We start from the raw sequence: 19,199 nt of genomic DNA on the forward strand, positions 1-19,199 counted from the left end.
AACCAAAGGATGTGCTCGATTGAAAAAGACTCTCTAATTTAGTCATTGCTTCTGCAATCATGAGGCTTGACTTAAGGTCAATCAGTACTCGGTTGAAAAGAGCTGACCTCCTGTCTAGTCTCCTGCCACCAGCCGCCGGAGGGAACCGGCGGCGCGCTCAAAGGAATCAGACATCGGTTCCGGGGCGTCAACACGTTAAGGCGCGCCCATGGCAGCGCCGACAGGGAGAACTTCATGCTGAAAAACATGCTGAGGGCGACGGTGTTCGCCACGACCATGACCTTGGCTGCCGGCACTTTCTTGACGCCAGCCTTCGCCGAGACCGTCTATAACAGGGGCACCGCCGCTGAATCGGAGTCGGTCGACCCACACAAGACCTCAACGGTCTATGAAGCCAACGTGCTGCGTGACCTGTTCCAGGGACTGGTCATGCAGGATGAGAAGGCCAACCTCATTCCGGGCGCCGCCGAAAGCTGGACGGTATCGGATGACGGCACGGTCTATACCTTCAAGCTGCGCAAGGACGGCATGTGGTCGGATGGCAGCCCGGTGACGGCGGACGACTTCGTCTATGCCTTCCACCGGCTGGAGGATCCGGCGACCGGCGCGGAATACGCCTCGATGCTGTATCCGGTGAAGGGCGCGGAGGACGTCAACACCAAGAAGGGCAAGCCGGAAGACATGGGCGTCAAGGCGATCGACGCCAACACCCTGGAAGTGTCCTTGAAGGCGCCGACGCCGTACTTCCTGGAGATGCTGACCCATCAGGCGACCTATCCGGTCAGCAAGGCCTCGATTGAAAAGCTCGGCGCCGACTGGATCAAGCCCGGCAAACTGGTTTCGAACGGCGCCTATACGCTCGCCGAATGGGTTCCCAACGACCACATGAAACTGGTCAAGAATCCGAAATTCTGGGACGCCGCGACCGTCAAGTTCGACGTAGTCAACTACATCCCGACCGAGGATCGTTCGTCGGCGATGAAGCGCTTCGAGGCCGGCGAACTCGACAGCTATGACGATCTGCCGACCGAACAGCTGGCCGACCTCAAGACCAAGTTCGGCGACCAGATCCATGTCGGACCGTATCTCGGCACCTACTACTATGCGATCAAGACCGACAAGGCGCCGTGGAACAATCCGGAGCTGCGCAACGCCATCTCGATGGCGATCGACCGTGACTTCATCGCTGAAAAGGTCTGGCAGAACTCGATGCTGCCCGGCTATTCGATGGTGCCTCCCGGCATCGAGGGCTATACGCCCGCAATGGCCAAATACGCCGACATGCCGCAGATCGACCGCGAGGACGCCGCCAAGAAGATCCTCGAGAAGCTTGGCTACACGCCCGAGCATCCGCTGAAGATGGAGATCCGCTACAACACCTCGGAAAACCACAAGAACACCGCAGTGGCGATCCAGGAGCAGCTGAAGCCGCTTGGCGTGGACGTCACGTTGCTCAACACCGACACCAAGACCCACTACTCCTTCCTCGAGCAGAAGGGCGACTATGACGTGGCGCGTGCCGCCTGGATCGCCGACTACAAGGATCCGGAAACCTTCCTCGGCATCACGCGCAAGGCCAGCGGCAATAACTATTCGAACTACAACAGCCCGCAATACGAAGCGGCGATGGACAAGGCCGCGGCCGCCGGCGGCAAGCCCGAAGAGCGCATGAAGGATCTCTCCGCGGCCGAGCGCATCCTCATCGACGATGTCGGCCAGATCCCGCTTCTCTACTACAGCTACCACGATATCGTTTCCTCGAAGCTGCATGGCTTCGTCGACAATGTGATGGACGTGCATCCGTCGCGCTTCGTCAGCAAGGACTGATCCCTGGCCAAGCCGCCGCGCAACCCAATGCGCGGCGGCGCTGGTTTGCCATCGCATCGGCTCGGGAAGCGGAATCGATTTTCGGAAAGTTCGGTGCGAAGATTTGAAGGCTGGAGCGCAATCGTCCGAGTGGACGGGCCTGCTCTGGATCAAGCGGGGCACCGATGCTGCGATACGTATTCCGGCGGCTTTTGACCGCCATCCCGACGCTGTTCGTCATCGTGACGATGGCGTTCTTCCTGATGCGCGTCGCGCCAGGCGGTCCATTCAACCAAGAACGGGGTCTGAGCCCCGAGATCAAGGCCAATCTTGAAGCCCAGTTCGGCCTCAACGATCCGCTTTGGCTGCAATATGTCCACTATCTCGGCAATCTGCTGCGCGGCAATTTCGGCCCGAGCTACAACATGCCGGATTTCACCGTCACCGAACTGTTTGCCAAGGGCCTGCCCATTTCCGTCCAGCTCGGTGCCTCGGCGCTGATCCTGGCGCTGTTGCTCGGCAGCGTGCTCGGCACCATTGCCGCGCTCAACCAGAACAAGCTTGGCGACTATACGGTGATCGCCCTGGCGACCGCGGGCAGCACCATCCCCACCTTCGTCATCGCGCCGGTGATCCAGCTCCTGTTCGGGCTGACCTGGAGGCTGTTGCCGATCGGCGGCTGGGGCGACGGCGCCTTCATCAACAAAGTCGGCCCGGTGCTGACGCTTGCCTTGCCGCAGATCGCCATCGTTGCCCGCCTGATGCGCGGCTCGATGATCGAATCGCTGCGATCCCATCATATCCGAACGGCGCGCGCGCTCGGCCTCTCCGACTGGTCGGTGGTGGTCAAGCACGCGCTGCGCGGCGCCATCCTGCCGATCGTCTCCTTCACCGGTCCGGCTGCGGCGGCACTGCTGACCGGCTCGGTCATCGTCGAGACGATCTTCTCCATTCCCGGAGTAGGCCGCTATTTCGTCGATGCCGCGCTCAACCGCGATTACACACTGGTGATGGGAACGGTGGTGGTGATCGCCATTTTCACCATCGTCTTCAACCTGATCGTCGACGTCATGTACGCGGTCGTCGACCCGAGGGTGCGCTATGACTGACATCACGGCCACGGCTCCCGCCATCGTTGGTCGCTCGCTTTGGGGCGATGCCTGGGCGCGCCTCAAGGCCAATCGCGCCGCCATGTTCAGCCTCTACTACCTCATTCTGATCGGTGTCGTCAGCGTCTTTGGCCCCTGGTTCGTGCCGCATCAATACACGACCATCTACGCCGACTATGTGCGCATGCCGCCAAGCCTGTCGGCCTACCCGAAACCCGATATGATCGAGACGGCGCTTGCCGAAGCGATCAAACGCATGCGGGTCGACATCAAGGAGTGGCACCAGGAAGGGAGCCAGGTCTTCGTCACGGTCAAGTCGACCAAGCCGATCGACGACCGCAACATCCGCTACCTCGACCGTTCCGATGCCTTCGACGACACCAAGATAGAGAGCAAGTCCCCCGACGGCCTCGAAGTGACGATGAGCGCATCGGTCAAGCAGCAGTATTTCCTGTTCGGAACCGACAACACTGGCCGTGATCTGTTGTCGCGCACGCTGATGGCCGGGCGCATCTCGCTTGCCATCGGCCTGCTCGCCGGCATCGTTGCGGTGGTGATCGGTGTGATCTATGGCGCCGCCGCCGGCTTTTCCGGCGGCAAGGTCGACGAGGTGATGATGCGCATCGTCGACGTGCTCTATTCCTTGCCGTTCATCTTCTTCGTCATCATGCTGGTGGTGTTCTTCGGCCGCAACTTCGTGCTGATGTTCCTGGCGGTCGGTGCCGTGCTGTGGCTCGACATGGCGCGCATCGTGCGCGGGCAGGCGCTGTCGATCCGCCGGCAGGAATATGTCCAGGCGGCGGAAGCCATGGGCATCGGCCAGCGCGGCATCCTGGTGCGCCATGTCATCCCCAACCTGCTTGGCCCCGTGGTGATCTACATGACCCTGCTGGTGCCGCAGGTCATCATCCTGGAGAGCTTCCTGTCGTTCCTCGGCCTCGGCATCCAGGAGCCGATGACCAGCTGGGGCGTGCTGATCTCCGTCGGCGCCAAGAACATCGGCACCGCCAACTGGCTGCTCCTGTTTCCCGCCTTCTTCCTCGTCTCGACGCTGTTCGCCCTGAATTTCGTCGGCGACGGCCTGCGCGACGCGCTCGACCCAAGAGATCGATAAAGATTGGGATCGCTAAAAATGCGGATAGATAGAAATGGGGATCGCTGACATGGCCACTCCCGAAACGATCCTCAGCGTCAAGGACCTGCGCGTGCGCTTCCGCACGCTCGACGGTGCCGTCGAAGCAGTCAAGGGCATCAACATCCACGTCAATGCCGGCGAAACGGTTGCCGTGGTCGGCGAGTCCGGCTCCGGCAAGAGCCAGACGATGATGGCGGCGATGAGCCTGCTGGCCTCCAACGGCGAAGCGTCGGGCCATGTCGATTATCGCGGCCGCAATTTGCTCACATTGAGCAAGTCCGAGCTGAACAAGGTCCGCGGCCGCAAGATCAGCATGATCTTCCAGGAACCGATGACCTCGCTAGATCCGCTTTATTCGATCGGCAACCAGCTGATGGAGCCGATCCGCAGGCATCGCGGCCTGAGCGCCGCCGAAGCGCGTGAAGAGGCGCTCAAGCTGCTGCGGCTCGTCCATATTCCCGATCCGGAACGGCGGATGAAATCCTATCCGCACGAGATGTCCGGCGGCCAGCGCCAGCGCGTGATGATCGCCATGGCGCTCGCCAACGACCCCGACATCCTGATCGCCGACGAACCGACGACGGCCCTCGACGTGACCATCCAGGCACAGATCCTGATGCTTCTGGCCGAGCTGCAGCGCAAGCTCGGCATGGCGATCGTCTTCATCACCCACGACCTCGGCATCGTGCGGCGCTTCGCCGACCGGGTCTATGTCATGCGCCAGGGAGAGGTCGTCGAGGAAGGCGCGGCGGAAGCGATCTTCGCCAACCCGCAGCATGCCTACACCAAGATGCTGCTGGCTGCCGAGCCGACGGGAACCAAGGCACCTCCGCCCGCCAACGCGCCCGTGGTGCTCGAAGGCAGGAACGTCGAAGTCACATTCAGGATCGGCGGCGGGTTCCTGGCCGGCGAACCCCTGATGCTGCGGGCTGTCGATCACATCTCGATCCGGTTGCAACGTAACCAGACCATCGGCATCGTCGGCGAATCCGGATCGGGCAAATCGACGCTCGGCCGCGCCTTGCTGCGGCTGTTGCCGAGCGATGGGCTCATCCGGTTCGGCGATCGCGACATTTCCACGGCCGACCGGCAGCAGATGCGGCCGCTGCGGCGCCAGATGCAGCTCGTCTTCCAGGATCCCTTCGGCTCGCTGTCGCCACGCATGACCGTCGGCCAGGTCATCACCGAAGGGCTGCTGGTGCATGAACCGAACCTTTCGGGAAAGCAGCGCGACCAGCGCGCGGTCGAGGCGCTGCGCGAAGTCGGCCTCGATCCCAACGCCCGCAACCGCTACCCGCACGAATTTTCCGGCGGACAACGGCAACGCATCGCCATTGCCCGCGCCATGATCCTGAAGCCCAAGATGGTCGTGTTGGACGAGCCGACCTCGGCGCTCGACCGCTCGGTGCAGAAACAGATCGTGGAACTGCTGCGCAAACTCCAGGCCGACCACGAACTGTCCTACCTGTTCATCAGCCACGATCTCGCGGTGGTGCGCGCCATGGCCGACTACATCATCGTCATGAAGCAGGGCAAGATCGTCGAGGAGGGACCGACCGAGGCGATCTTCAGCAACCCGCAAGCGCCTTATACGCAGACGCTGATGAACGCCGCGATCGACGTCACGCGGTTCCGGTTGAGCGCGTGATAAGCCGCTGCAGGTGAGGTCCGTTCGCTCAGTCGGCCGAGCCGTCGCACTTGCGCGCGCGCACCGCGACAGCGGCATCCTGCTGTTGCTTCAACCGGTCGATCCTGGCCGTTTCACGATTGGCGACCGCCGTCTTCACGCGCGATCCGCCAAGCAGCCAGCGCGGCACGCTGGTGTTGGCGACCTTGCCGCGGGTGATCGCGGTTTGCGAGATGTCGCTCGCGCTGCTTCCCACGGCGCTGTTAAGCTCCGCGCAGCTCATGCTCTCGTATTTGGCCGGATCGGCCCTTCCGCCGATCGTCCCGCATCCGCCAACCAGGAGCATGGCAGCCAGAAGAACCGGTGCTGACCCTGTTGTTGAGATCAAATTCATATTCGCGTCCGGTTCGCCGTGTGCCGGCCCCCTCATATTCGTCGGTCAAACTAGCGCGGATGCCCTTTTCGTCAAAGTTTGACCGGCCGGCCGGCTCTGCGCTGGTTACCGGCCCGTCTCACTGTCGTCGAAAATTCTTACGCTGCTTCGGCGGCCAATCCGGTCATGGGGACACAACCGCCGCCGAGCACCATTTGGGCAATGTCGGCCGCGTTGTCATCGACATGGGCTGTCACCAGCACGATCCCTTCGCCGACACTGCGGCGCTCCGGCCTTCTGGCGGTCGCGACCAAGGGTCCGAGCAAGCCGCCGAGGGCGCAGCCGCAGAGCGTGCCTGTCAGGGCCATCGCCGACAGGCCGGTTGCGAAAGGATTGATGCCGTAAGCAGCAAAAGCGCCCAGGCACGCCAACAGCCCGGCGGCAGCGCCAAGCATGACTGCCGGAGATTTCAGGACACCGATTTCGTCGTGGTAGGGCCCGATAATGGCGATCTGTACGCGCGGAACCCCGGCCGCCAAAAGGTTGCCGGCGATCCGGGCCGCTTCGGGATGGGATTCAAAAAGCCTGCTGATTGTTGGCATGGTCATTCAGGACGTGTCGTGTCCGTCAGCGCGTCGGTAACGAAGGATGCGGCGATCAAGTCGTCGCCATCGATCCGGCCTTGACCGTCCTCCATTACCGCCGCGACCTTTTGGAAGGTCTTGATTTCGCCCTCGCTGATCCGCGCGCTGCGCATCCTGCTCCGGAGGTCTGCCACGCGCAGCTGCAAGATATCGGATCTTGCGTCTTCACGATTCGAGATTGTGCTGGTCATTTATTCCGTCTCGTTTTTTGATGGTCCTCGCGCCCAATCAACCGAACTTGGAGCGCGGGCAAACGTTCCCGGTTAGGGCTTCGGTCTGGTAAGGCGCGGGACTTAAGTCTTGCACCAGGACGCAATGGTCTTGCCGGGCGCGGAGCCCGGCACGGCCGCTGTTTGCCGCCGTTTGTCCGCTAGCAGATTGTGGGAGGAAGAAGAGTGTTGACCAGGCGCGTTGGTTGCTCGCACCGATCTTCGCGATGGCCATCACTTTCATGGTGGCTGCAATAGTCCTCGGCTAACCTCCTCGCACATCGGCGCAGTCCAGTCCCTTCCTGCGCTGACAGGGTTCGCTCGCTCTTCCAAGTGGCGAGCGAACCCTGGATTTGGCACAAACCCTGGCTGGACTGGCCAGCGTCGGGAAAATTGCCTGACCCGAGCCGAGCTTCCATAACTTACCAGCGGTGATGAGGTATTCAGGACTGGCACGGTCCACTGCGCCTGGATTTTCAGCCGCGCATAGCGTGCCAGGGAAAGTCATCTGGTGGCCAGGCTTGATCGAGAGCCGGGCCACCAGTCGGTAATCAGTAACCGCCGTTTTCGATCACCACCGGGTGGTGGTGACGGTGGGTGGAGATGGAGCCGGTGACGACAACGGCATCCCGATCCTGCCGATAATGATGCCGGCGACCATGGTCGTAGAACGCAATCGTTCCGTGGTGACGGTGATGAAGCCGCTGACCTTCCTCGTTGATGATCCTGACGTGGTTGTGATGTCGATGATGGGTCGTGACGACAACGTCCGCCTCGGCGGCCGAAGCCAAAGCGGGCAATCCCATCGAAAACGCCAAAGCGCACATGATCATTGTTTTCACTGCAATTTCTCCATTGCCTTGATTAGCCCTTCGTTGGATACAACTGCCGCTGACCCCTTTGGTTCCGGGTTTCCTGGGACAGGCGGGGACGTGCGGCAGGTCGAAGGGCGGCTATGGCGTCGCTGGCCAGGGATGCAAAAAACCGCAACATTTAGCCACCGCCCCCTAGCCATCCTCATGCCACGGCTAGTCGCGGCATCGCGTTCTCTACGGTTTCACTCAGGCTGCGGAACATTAGGAGGGTCTAACTGTTCTATCTCCGCGGCAGGCATCACAATTGAGGTCTGCTGAAGATCAGTCGGCAAAGGCTGATCGGCCCGTGTCCTCCGCCAGAGGCGCGGGCTCACCAGGCAACAGGAGAGAGTCTATGAACAATATCATTTGGCTCGTTGGAGCGGTGGTCATCGTCATTGCGATATTGAGCTTCTTCGGCCTCCGTTAGGCGCCGCGCGCCATGCCCTGTCGGAGTGTGATCCGTGGCAGCGACGCCGCGAACACTCTCCGCAGATTGACCGGCACGATGCAGGAACCTCGTTGCTCATGCGTCATGCGAGGAAAGGGATTTCGTGTCCGTTCCCCGCGCTGAGGGAAAAGGCATCAGCCTGGACGCAGGCCTATCAGGTGAATCGCCGATTGCGCCAAAGTCGGGATGCGCTAATACATTGTTTTTCTGGTCGGAGTGGCAGGATTTGAACCTGCGACCCCCTCGTCCCGAACGACGGGGTCTGCCAGCAAAAGCCCGGATTTCCGCCATTCCTCATTACGGTCGGCGACCTTTGTTCACCTTTGTTTCTAGCATATCTGTGGGGTTTCTGTGGGGACCTGGGGGCGCGTTCGTCGTCTGTGCCTCCGGCATGCGGACCACATTTTTTGGAAGATCCCTGTAGCGCGACTTGGAGACAATCGCCTCGGCCGCCTCCGCTTGGAAGTCTGGATGATGGTGGCCGTACGTCTGGATCAGCATCTCGACGGTCATGCCGAGGAAGCCAGCGGCTGCCCAAGGGTCGGAGCCTTGTTGCATTAGCCATGTTGCAGCGGTGTGGCGGAAGATGTGCGGAGTGACGTCGGAACGGAATATGCGTCTGACGCTTCCATCCGGGGCTTCAACATCGTCGTACCAGCCCAATCCGGCTGCCTCGACTACTGAGCGGAACGCCTTCTTGATTGACTGGACGGGCTTCCCGTTCCACTCAACGACGTACTCGTGGGCGATCATTCGACCGACGTTTGAGCTCTTGCCGCGACCCTTGGTCTTGATCTCCAGTGGAGTGTCGGCCCACCGCCGTACATGGGCAAGCAGACGATCGGGCAGACGCACCGGCGGCTGGCGCTTCTTGGTCTCGAGGCGACCAGCCGCGCGACGATAAAAAACGCCGCGCTCCAGGTCCAAATGGCCCGCCCCTTCGGTAGGTCGGACGGCAGCACCACAGATCGCCGCCGAGCGCGTGCCGGTGTAGAGCGCGACAAGGATAAAGCGCGCGACGTGGCGCCCTGTGCGACGGTCGCTAGCCCGACCTTTCCACGACTGACGCATGCGCCACGCAGCGCGGATCAAAGCCGCCGCTTCGTTTCGTGTCAGCCAGCGATCTCTGGGCACGGACTTAGGTGGCAGCACGATGGCCGGCGCCGAGGTTATGTAGCCTTCTCGATGATAGTTGTTCAGCGCTGCCCGCAAGTCCTCCAGCTGCCGCCTAGCGGCTGCACCGCCGCCGTGCGCTTTAGCATAGTCGCGACAGATCTTGCCGTCGATGTCGCCGATCATCATGTTGCCAAACCAGTTCAGCACAGAGACCATACGGCCAGCGGTTTCCTTAGGCTTGGCGTGATTTGGCGCGACGTCAGTTAGGTAGACACTAATGGCGTCGGCTATTGCGACCGTAACGGGATCACGACTGCGCTCGCGGACCGGCTCGTACTTTTCGGTGATAAAGCTGGCGAGGCGTTTCTCAGCTTGTTCGCGGTTGCCAGTGCCGCCGCAAGCGCTGACGAAGGTGTTGCCGTCACGGATGAACCAGCCGGCCCGGCTCCGCAAGGATCCGTCCTGCTTCCTGCTTTCGTCCCGCCAGACGAGGCGTGCCCCTTTCGAAGTCCTCGACATCTTTCCCTCATCTCGGTGATCGCGGCCAAGGTGACATACTCCTTCCCCGCGATCATCTCTGTTACTAGGCGGCCAGCATCCCGCTCCTTGCGCAGCCCTGGTGCCCCCATCGTACCGTCGGGGAAAGCGATGCGAGCGGCTATGTCCAGCCGGAGCGGTGCGGTTTGGTCAGGGTGATTGCTTTTGTCAAAAATGCGGTTGGTCACAGATCAGAAGACACGCTGTTATGTGGAGGCCATTGATGGCGGAGCCAGCCTGATCTAGTTCGTCGGACAATGCGGTTCTATTGCCCTTGGGCGTGGTACTATAGGGGAAGCGGCTTTTCTTGCCTGCGGACGTCGGGCGGCGAGTGCTATTACCCGAAAAAGCAAAAATTTTTGCGGGCCGAGGGTAGGTCCATTCCCGCCATCGGTCAGTCCCAGAGGCGGAAAAAGCGTATACTCCTTCCCCACTGGACCTAATTGCGCGCGGTTGATCGAAAGATCCGCGGCCGAGCCGGTTCCAAAACTTTCCGGCCGACGGCCGGGCTGCAGAAAGAAAGTGCCTGCCAAAAATCCAGCTGGCCGTGCCATCGCTCCTCGCGACCTGAGCTGGACAGCTTGGCCGAGAAGGTGTCGCCCGCGAGATGCCGGTGGATCGTTGGGGGTGCGACTGCCGATCCGGCAGATCCGAAGAACGTCGCGCGAGCCGTGGGCAAACGTGCCACCGAAGAAGACCATTGGACAAACATTGGCTGCGTGAAGAAGGAGGAAGTGGCGGCAAAGGATCATTCAGGATCCTCAGGATCAAACTTTGCCATGCGTTCAACGGCCGCGCCAAGCGTTGCCGCCTTCCGCCGGCCTCGCTCTTGGATCATCTCTCGGAGCCGATCAGGCGAGATGGTCGGCACGAAGTCCGCCGAGGTTATTTCGCCATCCTGATAAGTGAACTTAAGCGCCATTGCGCCGACCAGATTGACGTTTTGGGCAAGGATGGACGCGAGCTCGTTGAGGCTGGCGGCGTGGGCGTACAGGAGCGCGATGGCTACAGGCGATCTCCGGATGATTGCATTGCTGACCAGGAGCTCGAAGCCCTTCCACCACATCAGTTCCCCAATGCCTCGCCATGGGACCGAGCCAGCGGACTGAGCCGCGTTCACGTACCTGGCCAGAAAGTCCTCGTCATAAACGATGTCGTGGTCGCCACGCGCCCAGTTGATCTCCGCGTTTCGACGCAGCCCCCCAGCGTATGACTGGTTTGCGCTTAGCAGTCGTCGAGCCGACTACTGGCGAATTCCAGAAGGGACATCCGAGCGATCAAATGGAGGCACCAATATCCAAACTTCCAATCTGGCTATGGGCAGCCGCGATACCACCACGCTGCGCGACAAGGGCACTGCCCGCTCACGCGATGACGAAAAGGCATTCGAGGCGCTCCAGACCCTCGAGCTGGAACTGATCGAGCTGCGCGACACCTTGCTGCAGCTCGCCCCGACCTATCACCCGAACCACGACGACGGCGTCCAGATCACCGCCGCCCCGCTCTGGCAGCTCTTCCGCCACAAGCCCTGGCAGAAGATCCTGAAGGACACCTGGGGGAGGCTGGAAAAAGGCGACTACGACTGGGCGCATCTGGCCATGGCTTATTGGCCCGATCGCGTGCGCGAGAAGTGCAAGACCGACAAGTCGCTGGCCATCGCCCACGACCTGGAAAATTCTACGTCGAACCCGAGCCCAAGGCCCCGAAGACCCGCGGCCGTAAGAAAGGGGGTGACGCATGAGCATATCTGAGCCTTTGCCTAAGGGCGCGGCCCGATCATGCCACCGAGATCCGCAAGGCCTTTGCTTCCTCCCTTGCAGGACCAGCCTTTGCGGTCATCGACGCCATTGGCGGCGGAGCAAATTGGCCGCAGTTGCGAGCGGCGCTGGACGTTGAATCCGGTCGGGAAATCCTGGTGGCCCTGCTGGCTCCGAACGAGAAGCAGGCTACCGCGCTCAAAACAGACCAGGGCTGGTCCGACGAAGCGCGCGAGTTTTTGCGCGCAACCTTATCCATGACCGTCAAGACCCGTGGCAAAACCTGGAGCGCTCTCGCAGACGAGCTTTGGCGCTTCGTTCTTTTCAGCGAGTTTGTGTTTGATTTGCCGGTTGCGCTGCCGGAGGCCGTCAAGGGTGTGCCTCATGCGCCTGTGGAGGCTCAACCCGTAATCGATGACGTGTGTGAGCGCCTGCGCCACGATCCGCGATGGCGTTCTATCTATATCGAGCGCGCCGAGACCATCGAGGCCGAGCTCGACCTCCCCAAGCTTTGTGCCGCGATCGAGGATTTGGGAGAACGCGATACATTTCCATTTGAAGAGCGCACCTATCTGAAGATTGCGATCAAAGGCGTCACCTCTGGAAACACCGATGCCACGCGACGGGTGCTTGCGCGTCAAAAGAACTCAGTGTGGCTAGGCAAGGGAGAAAGCCAAGCGCAATGGGAGCTGGTTCGTTCGGGCCTCAATCTGGTCGAGGCGTGCGATGACTATGAACGGCAGCTTCCCGAGCACTCCCGGAGCCAGTCAGAACTCATTGATTTTTACGTGGCAACGCTGCGCGAAGTGGACCGCTTGCAACGCGAGTTCGAGCAAGCCGTCGGAGAGTTCATTGATCCCCATGGCATGATGCATGAGGTCGTTCGGCAGGCGCGTTTGCGCTACCGCCGCATGGCCGAGAAAATCCAAACGATATTCGTAAAGCACCTAGAAACGGCCGGCTGGCCACCGGCCGGTCGATTGGCGAATGCAGATGTTTTCGACCGTCTGGTGGGTGATAGGCTCAAAGATACGGGCCGCCGTGTGGCGTACATCCTCGTTGACGCGTTGCGATACGAGCTGGGCGTCGCCCTCGAGAAAATGTTGGCCGAAGATGGGCCAGTTGAACTGCAGGCTGCCTATGCGCAGCTGCCGACCATCACGCCGGTGGGTATGGCGAGCTTGCTGCCAGGGGCAAGAGGGCAGTTGACACTATCCATTGAGAACGAGTCCCTCGTTCCTAAATTTGGAGGCGTACCCGTAACCAACGTTGGCCATCGAATGGATGTGCTGCGCAAGCGATTGGGTGACCGCTTTGGTGAAATGCTCCTTAGTGAGTTCGTTCGTGGCAAGCCCAAGATCGGGCCAACTGTCGATCTCTTGGTGCTGCGCTCCACAGAGATCGACAGTCAGCTGGAAAATAACCCGGAAACTACGCTCGGGCTCATTCCAGCTACGCTAAAGCTCGTCCGGGTCGCATTGCACAAACTGCGCGGGCTGGGCTTCAAGGAAGCGGTGATCGTGACCGACCACGGGTTCTTTCTGAATGCGCACGCGGATGCCGGTGACGTGTGCGTCAAACCACAGGGCAAGTGGCCAGTCAATGCCCACGACCGAATGCTGCTCGGCGCTGGCATTGCCGATGCACATAGTCTCGTGATCTCTGCAGACAAGTTAGGGATTCGCACTGACGCTGCCCAGGTTGCGATTCCGCGCAGCATGGCGCCTTACCGTGCCGGACATCTTTATTTTCACGGAGGCGCCTCGCTTGCGGAGGCGATTGTGCCGGTGATTGTGGCTCGTCTCTTTGCCGCCGAGCAGCCGTCGCTGGCAAAGTCGACGGTGCAGCTGAGTTATCGGAACGGCGGGACGCGTATCACCACGCGCATTCCCGTAATCGAAGTGTCGCTCGCATCGGATGACATTTTCTCCCAAGGCGTGAGCGTAGAGATCCTCCTGGAGGCGCAAAGCTCCAAAGGGCAGGTCGTTGGCGAGCCGCGGCCGAGCGCAGAGGTCAATCCAGCCACCCGCACGATTACCCTGCTGCCTGGCCAGCGCAAACAAATCGCCTTGGGTATGGATCGCGAATTCGAGGGCAAGTTCACGGTCAAGGCGCTCAACCCGACAACATTGGCAAGCTACAGCACACTGACGCTAGAAACGGACTACACAGTATGAGTGAACTCGATCATCTCGACACGAAGCTGATCGCGACCTTCGACGGAAGGGTGGTGCGCAAAGACCTCCTGCATCGCATCAAAAAGGGCACCAATGTTCCGACCTTCGTGCTTGAGTTTTTGTTGGCCCGCTTTTGCGCGAGTGACGACCAAGCTGAGATCGATGCGGGCATGGAAGCGGTACTGGCTACCCTGCAAGACAACTACGTTCGTCCGGACGAGGCAAACGCCGCACAGTCAAAAGTGGCGACCAAAGGCAGCCATCGCTTCATCGACAAGGTCCATGTTCGCTATGTTGAAAAAGAAAAGCGGCACTGGGCCTCACTCGAAAACTTTAATTCCCAGCGTATCGCCATCGGCGAGAAATTCTACCGAGACAATGACCGCCTCCTTGAAGGGGGTATCTGGGCAGAAGTCACTCTCACGCACAACGATATCGAGGAAGACAATTACGCGTTCTATATCGAAGATTTGCGCCCCATCCAATTGTCGCGCTTTGATTTCAGCCGCTATACAGCCGGTCGCGGAGAATTTACGCGGGACGAGTGGCTAGATGCGATCATGCGCTCGGTCGGTTTAGAGCCGTCGAAGCTTTCTCACCGGACCAAGCTGCACTACGTGGCGCGTTTGGCGCCCCTTGTTGAGCCGAATTATAACTATATCGAGCTCGGCCCCCGCGGCACCGGCAAGTCCTACTTTTTCAGCGAATTTTCGCCCTACGCCACGCTGATTTCTGGAGGCCAAGCCACCAAGGCGACCCTTTTCTACAACAACGCGCGGCGCAAAGTTGGTCTGGTCGGCTATTGGGATACGGTGGCATTTGACGAGGTTGGTGGCATCAAAGTCCGTGATCCTGACACGATCCAGATCATGAAGGACTTCATGGCGAATGGGCGCTTTTCCAGGGGAGCCGAGGTCATCGCCGACGCAAGTTTGAGCTTTGTTGGCAATATCGACCTGTCTGTGCAGCAGGTCGTGAATTCGACAGAGTACGACCTGTTTCAGCCTCTTCCTCCCGAACTCGACCTAGCGGTTATGGACCGTTTTGCCGCATACATCCCAGGCTGGGAGATGCCAAAGAACAGTAGTGCGTTCCTCACGAACCGCTATGGGTTCATTACGGATTTTCTTGCTGAGGCGTTTCACTATCAGTTCAAGCATACCAACAGATACGAGGAGGTGAGCCGTCGCGCTCGCCTTGGAAAGGCCGTCGAGGGACGAGACGAAAAAGGCATCAAGAAAACAGTGTGCGCGTTCTTAAAGGTGCTGCATCCTAACGGTCCCCCCAGCGACCAGGAGTTTGATGAGTACGTCACCTATGCGATCGAATGTCGCCGGCGGGTGAAGGAGCAGATGAACAAGCGCAAGCCTGACGACGAGTTCGCGCGCATCGATCTGTCATTCATTAATTCCGCAGGCGACGATGTCGTCGTGTTTTGCCCTGAGTCCAAAGACGCAATTGCCACGCAACAGCCGGCAAGGCGTCGTCTACGCCGAAATGAAAACGAGGTCGCGCCGAGCGAAAGCGGAGAGCCGCAAGTGCAGCCCTCTTCGAAAGTGAATGCGCCGCCTGTTGCCGAACCGGTCGTGAGTCCGCCAACGCCCAGCATAGCAGCTGCCGAGTCTAGCGCCCTTAAGGAGCAACATTTTACCATTTTGTATGGGGATACCGGGCACAGCTACGAGTCGATCATGGGCGACTATCTCCGTGGTGCCAAAGCGGTCGTCATCGAAGATCCCTATATTCGTATGCCCCACCAGATTCATAATTTTGTCCGCTTTTGTGAAACGGTTCTGAGGTTCAGCGTTGCCAAGAGCATCACGCTTATTACGGGTTATGACGATAAGACCCAGTTTGCCGACATTGCCGAAAAGCTTGAGGAGCTGAAGCAAAGTCTGCTTGAGATGGACGTGGTATTAGCAATCGAATTGAACTCAAAAATGCATGACCGCGAAATTCGTATCGACAATGGATGGACCATAAAGATCGGCCGTGGCTTGGATTTCTATCAAAAGCCATCTGGCTGGTTCGAGGTCGGTTCGCACGACCTAAGTTTACGAAAATGTCTTGAGACGAAGGTTGATATCTTCCACGCTTGATCTGCGTGCGAAGGTGAAGCGCAGCGTGACATTGCCATGAAGAGGAAAGTCTATTGCGTCTTGCCTCTGGAGGCGTTCAAGACGAAAGCTGCGCGATAGCCAGATGTTCAGCGCGGTAGATAAGGTGGGGCTTAGCTGTTGGGTGGGGGCGGGGGTGTTCTCTTCGTCAAATATGATTTTATCAATGCACTGAATGAGCAGAGCGATGTCAGGACTATCGCTGTCCAGGCTGAGCAGAGCATCCTTGAAGCGCCGCTGCGTTCCGCTCCGCGCCTGCTCCTCTATCATGCCAGCATGATGGAGGATAAGTTTCAACACGACGCCGCCTGCAATGATTCCGTGGAGCGTGGTGGCCTTCTCGATGTCACGCGCCGCAAAATCTAGAACCGCAAAACCGTCTTCCACGGTGAGCCCGCCCGCCAGGCAGATTTCGCTCCCATCAGCAGCGTTCAACGTGAACGCCAGATTATCAAAGGCTTTCAGCAGGCTTAGGTCGAAGAGAACACGGGTGTCTTCGGCCAGCGCAACGCCGCTGCGAATGCCTGCGGAAGATGTGTCCTCTTCCTGTGCCTGGTTGATCTGGATGGCGTCCCAGTCCTCCGTGGTAAGGGCCGGTAGGTTGTGAATGTCCCCGCATCCGAGTGCATTTGCCGTCAGCAGAGCATCATCACCAACGCGGGCGAGTACCAGTTCGACATTGCCGCTGACCCTGTCGGCGAGCCATGCGGGTCGACTGGGGTTGGCGCTGCCCGATGCAAAGACGGAGGCACCGCCGGTCTGCTCTGCCAGCACGAATTTGGCGTGAAGATACCGGCTTTCCGAGTTCTCATCACAGCCAAGCCCGTCGGCCTGGACGAAGGATACGCCTTCAAGATCATCAGCGCGAACGGGCATCTGCACGGTTCCGGGATCGACGGCTACAGTCATCCTTCCCGGTTGCAACTCCTCCTTCACGCGATGGAGGAAGTTCAGCTTTTGATCGAAGAAAGCCCCGCCGATCGAAATTTGGGCGGTTTCTCCCCCCAGCAGCGCGGTGAATTGTTGCCATAGGGATTCCCCTCCCGGACGAGCGGCAAGAAGCCTCAATCTCGTATCAGGAAGCGCCACCGCATTCATCCAAGGGGCAAACTCCTTCACGCGTCGAGTCATGGCCCGGACATGGTCGGGGATGCCATCCGTGAACGCGTCCAGCCAGTATTCGATTTCCGTCCAGACTGCTTGAGCAAGCGCTATCCCGGACTCGTCATCGTTCCCTTGGATGCGCACAAGATTTGTCATCTCGCGATTGAACCCGAAGCCGGCAAGGGTCATATTGTGACTGCCGATTAGGATCGCCCCCTTGGTCTTGCCCGTCAGAAAAACCAGCTTTGGATGAAATGCGCCCGGAACCCTCACCGGAAGAAGGCTATATTGACGGCCGGCAAATCGGGGCGGATGGATCATCAAAGAGGCCGTATATTGCTGAGCATCCATTAGAAGGACGTTGTGCCGTACGCCGGCATTGACCAACCGGCGCAGCACTACCTCTTCATAGAAGGGCAAATACGCGTTGTAGGTCGTGGTCAGCGAAGCTTCGTAGCCGCCCTTCTTCAGTTCCTCCATCAGCGAGATTTTAGGGAGCATCCGTATGCTCCAACTGCGCGCGCCCCAGCATGCTGGGCTGCCAGCCCGAGGTGGTTCTCTCAAGCGCGCCGATGTCCTTGAGCACCCGAACAGCCTGATTGAAACGAGGACGTGTGTGAACAGCCGGCGGGATTGCTATGACCTCCATGCCGCGATCAGACGGGCGTATTCTAAATGTAGATTGCGACTGGCCGCGAAGTTTTCTTAAGGCCACACGCAGGTGCATCTCCAGGCCCCAGTTGATCAAGAGCCACCGCAGCACATCGTGAATTGTCGTGGCGGCCCAGCTGCCCGTGGCATTGCGGGCAAACGACTCAAGATTGATCGGGTAATAACGGAAGTAGTCCGCCTCAAACACCAGGTCGGCGTATTGACGATCGGTCGAATGGGCTCTGCTTGCAAGTGCAATCAGCGTTCGCAGAGCAGCCAAGACGATCTCTTTGCGGTTCTGCGCCGACTTGCTAGCCCGTGAGAGTGACATGATGCGCTCAGTCAGCTGCACCTCGTGCATCGGCTCGTTCCAACGCGTAAGGTCGGGCAGCCACGTCTTGCTGTCAGCAACACACCCCGAAAATGTCTTCTGCGGCCCCAGAGCCTCCAACGCTTCCAGAGATTCCGATTGCAGCATGAACCAGTCTGCGATGTCTGCGCTTGCATCGAAACGAATAGACGTTGCTTCGTAAGAATCAAGCAAGGCGTAGAATAACCCCTGCACCGCAATCGAGAGCAGCTCGTTGCGGGCGTAGATCGCCCATTTCTCGTGGGTACTGGATAGCGCCGGGGAGATTATCCACGGCTCTCCTCCCGGCAGGCTGCTCGCATAAGTACAAGCACGAAACGCTGTCTCAGAAAGCTGTTCGCCGTGGGCACAAAGAAGATCGGCAAGCTGCAATATCAATTGAAGCGACATTCGGCGCGGCAGCGCCTCGCTGTCGTGGAAACGATCTCTAACAAAGAACAGCTCGCCGAGGATTTCCTGCTCACCCGGACTATTGCAAAGCTGGCAGGGGCAAAAGCCATGTAGGGCATCCAGCTCTGACGCCGTAACCAAGTCGGCATCGACAGCTTTCATGAAAAGCGGTCGATTGACGCTGGCATCCATTCGCTCAGCGATGACGGCGCCCACTTGCCTAGTGTAGCGAACACCAGCGGACGCATCGCCGTCGATAATCAAAAGCTCTCTTAAAACTCCAAGATAATACTGTCCAAGCCCGCCCAGAGCACTCGCAAAATATCGCTTCTTCGCCCCCGACCGCAGTGAAAAGTCGGACAGACGGATTGTGCCGTCGGCCCCCAGCGACCGGGCGACGCTTGCCAGGGTATCACTGCCCACCATTGCAGCAGCATGATCGTCAGCATCGCCGCCGCTCACAGCAGCATGGCGTTGCGCGAGAAGACAGAACAGACAATCAGCCCGGCGAAACCGCTCGATGAAGGCATCATTGAATTCGCGGTGACCAGCCTTGTCGAGAGCCCATATAAGCCAAGGGTAAAACGAATAGTATCGCGCTCTGTCCGTAACGTTGGTGATGCCAGGCAGCATCCGCCCATATATATTTATGCACGGTGCCTGCACAGCTAGATGGTCCAGCCCGCCAACCTGTAGTGGCGGCTTAACCCACGCTGTCTCTATCTGCATAAATCAATGCCCCCCGCAGTTATTTTCATATTCGCTCTGATAT

The 19,199-nt window shown here is 59.4% G+C and carries 15 protein-coding genes; 7 read left to right on the plus strand and 8 right to left on the minus strand.

The features are described 5' to 3' along the window. Positions 1-234: 234 nt before the first annotated feature. From EN850_RS00100 to EN850_RS00115, 4 genes are all read left to right on the plus strand, one after another. Complete coding sequence (locus EN850_RS00100) at positions 235-1,827, plus strand: peptide ABC transporter substrate-binding protein (RefSeq protein WP_135883429.1); 1,593 nt, start codon at positions 235-237, stop codon at positions 1,825-1,827. Between the two features lie 164 nt (positions 1,828-1,991). After that, positions 1,992-2,915, plus strand: coding sequence for an ABC transporter permease subunit (locus EN850_RS00105; RefSeq protein ID WP_127279557.1), 924 nt, complete (start codon positions 1,992-1,994; stop codon positions 2,913-2,915). Next, entirely contained in the window at positions 2,908-4,029 is a 1,122-nt protein-coding gene (locus EN850_RS00110) for an ABC transporter permease subunit (protein ID WP_127279556.1), read from the plus strand. Before EN850_RS00105 ends, EN850_RS00110 begins: the two co-directional genes overlap by 8 nt. Positions 4,030-4,078: 49 nt before the next feature. Then, positions 4,079-5,698 carry an ABC transporter ATP-binding protein gene (locus EN850_RS00115; protein WP_127871312.1) on the plus strand — a complete coding sequence of 540 codons (1,620 nt, stop codon included), beginning with the start codon at positions 4,079-4,081 and terminating at the stop codon, positions 5,696-5,698. Between the two features lie 28 nt (positions 5,699-5,726). Here the strand turns inward: EN850_RS00115 and EN850_RS00120 are convergent, their stop codons facing one another. The 6 genes from EN850_RS00120 to EN850_RS00145 form a co-directional block, all read right to left on the minus strand. Then, entirely contained in the window at positions 5,727-6,071 is a 345-nt protein-coding gene (locus EN850_RS00120) for a hypothetical protein (RefSeq protein ID WP_136090345.1), read from the minus strand. Positions 6,072-6,208: 137 nt separating this feature from the next. Then, complete coding sequence (locus EN850_RS00125) at positions 6,209-6,658, minus strand: hypothetical protein (RefSeq protein WP_246689117.1); 450 nt, start codon at positions 6,656-6,658, stop codon at positions 6,209-6,211. Continuing rightward, a complete protein-coding gene (locus EN850_RS00130) occupies positions 6,655-6,885 on the minus strand; it encodes a hypothetical protein (protein ID WP_245520717.1) in 231 nt (76 codons plus the stop codon). Before EN850_RS00130 ends, EN850_RS00125 begins: the two co-directional genes overlap by 4 nt. A gap of 569 nt (positions 6,886-7,454) precedes the next feature. Further along, entirely contained in the window at positions 7,455-7,745 is a 291-nt protein-coding gene (locus EN850_RS00135; RefSeq protein ID WP_135922040.1) for a hypothetical protein, read from the minus strand. Positions 7,746-8,505: 760 nt separating this feature from the next. Continuing rightward, positions 8,506-9,843, minus strand: coding sequence for a site-specific integrase (locus tag EN850_RS00140; RefSeq protein WP_136090346.1), 1,338 nt, complete (start codon positions 9,841-9,843; stop codon positions 8,506-8,508). 766 nt (positions 9,844-10,609) lie between these two features. Next, positions 10,610-10,927 carry a hypothetical protein gene (locus tag EN850_RS00145; protein ID WP_136090347.1) on the minus strand — a complete coding sequence of 106 codons (318 nt, stop codon included), beginning with the start codon at positions 10,925-10,927 and terminating at the stop codon, positions 10,610-10,612. 250 nt (positions 10,928-11,177) lie between these two features. Here EN850_RS00145 and EN850_RS00150 point away from each other — a divergent pair, with 250 nt between their 5' ends. From EN850_RS00150 to brxL, 3 genes are all read left to right on the plus strand, one after another. Then, positions 11,178-11,612: a hypothetical protein gene (locus tag EN850_RS00150; protein WP_210237981.1), complete on the plus strand. Its 435-nt coding sequence runs from the start codon at positions 11,178-11,180 to the stop codon at positions 11,610-11,612. A 164-nt stretch (positions 11,613-11,776) separates the two neighbouring features. Beyond that, a complete protein-coding gene (locus EN850_RS00155) occupies positions 11,777-13,795 on the plus strand; it encodes a PglZ domain-containing protein (protein ID WP_210237982.1) in 2,019 nt (672 codons plus the stop codon). Continuing rightward, on the plus strand, positions 13,792-15,894 hold the full coding sequence (brxL, locus tag EN850_RS00160; protein ID WP_136090349.1) for a BREX system Lon protease-like protein BrxL: 2,103 nt from the start codon (positions 13,792-13,794) through the stop codon (positions 15,892-15,894). Before EN850_RS00155 ends, brxL begins: the two co-directional genes overlap by 4 nt. Here the strand turns inward: brxL and EN850_RS00165 are convergent. Next, a complete protein-coding gene (locus EN850_RS00165) occupies positions 15,850-17,517 on the minus strand; it encodes a hypothetical protein (RefSeq protein ID WP_136090350.1) in 1,668 nt (555 codons plus the stop codon). The genes brxL and EN850_RS00165 overlap by 45 nt on opposite strands. Continuing rightward, entirely contained in the window at positions 17,507-19,060 is a 1,554-nt protein-coding gene (locus EN850_RS00170) for a hypothetical protein (protein ID WP_136090351.1), read from the minus strand. The genes EN850_RS00165 and EN850_RS00170 overlap by 11 nt, the downstream gene beginning before the upstream one ends. Positions 19,061-19,199 lie beyond the last annotated feature (139 nt).

It is taken from the genome of Mesorhizobium sp. M8A.F.Ca.ET.207.01.1.1 (genome assembly GCF_004794715.1).
Taxonomy (GTDB): Bacteria; Pseudomonadota; Alphaproteobacteria; order Rhizobiales; family Rhizobiaceae; genus Mesorhizobium.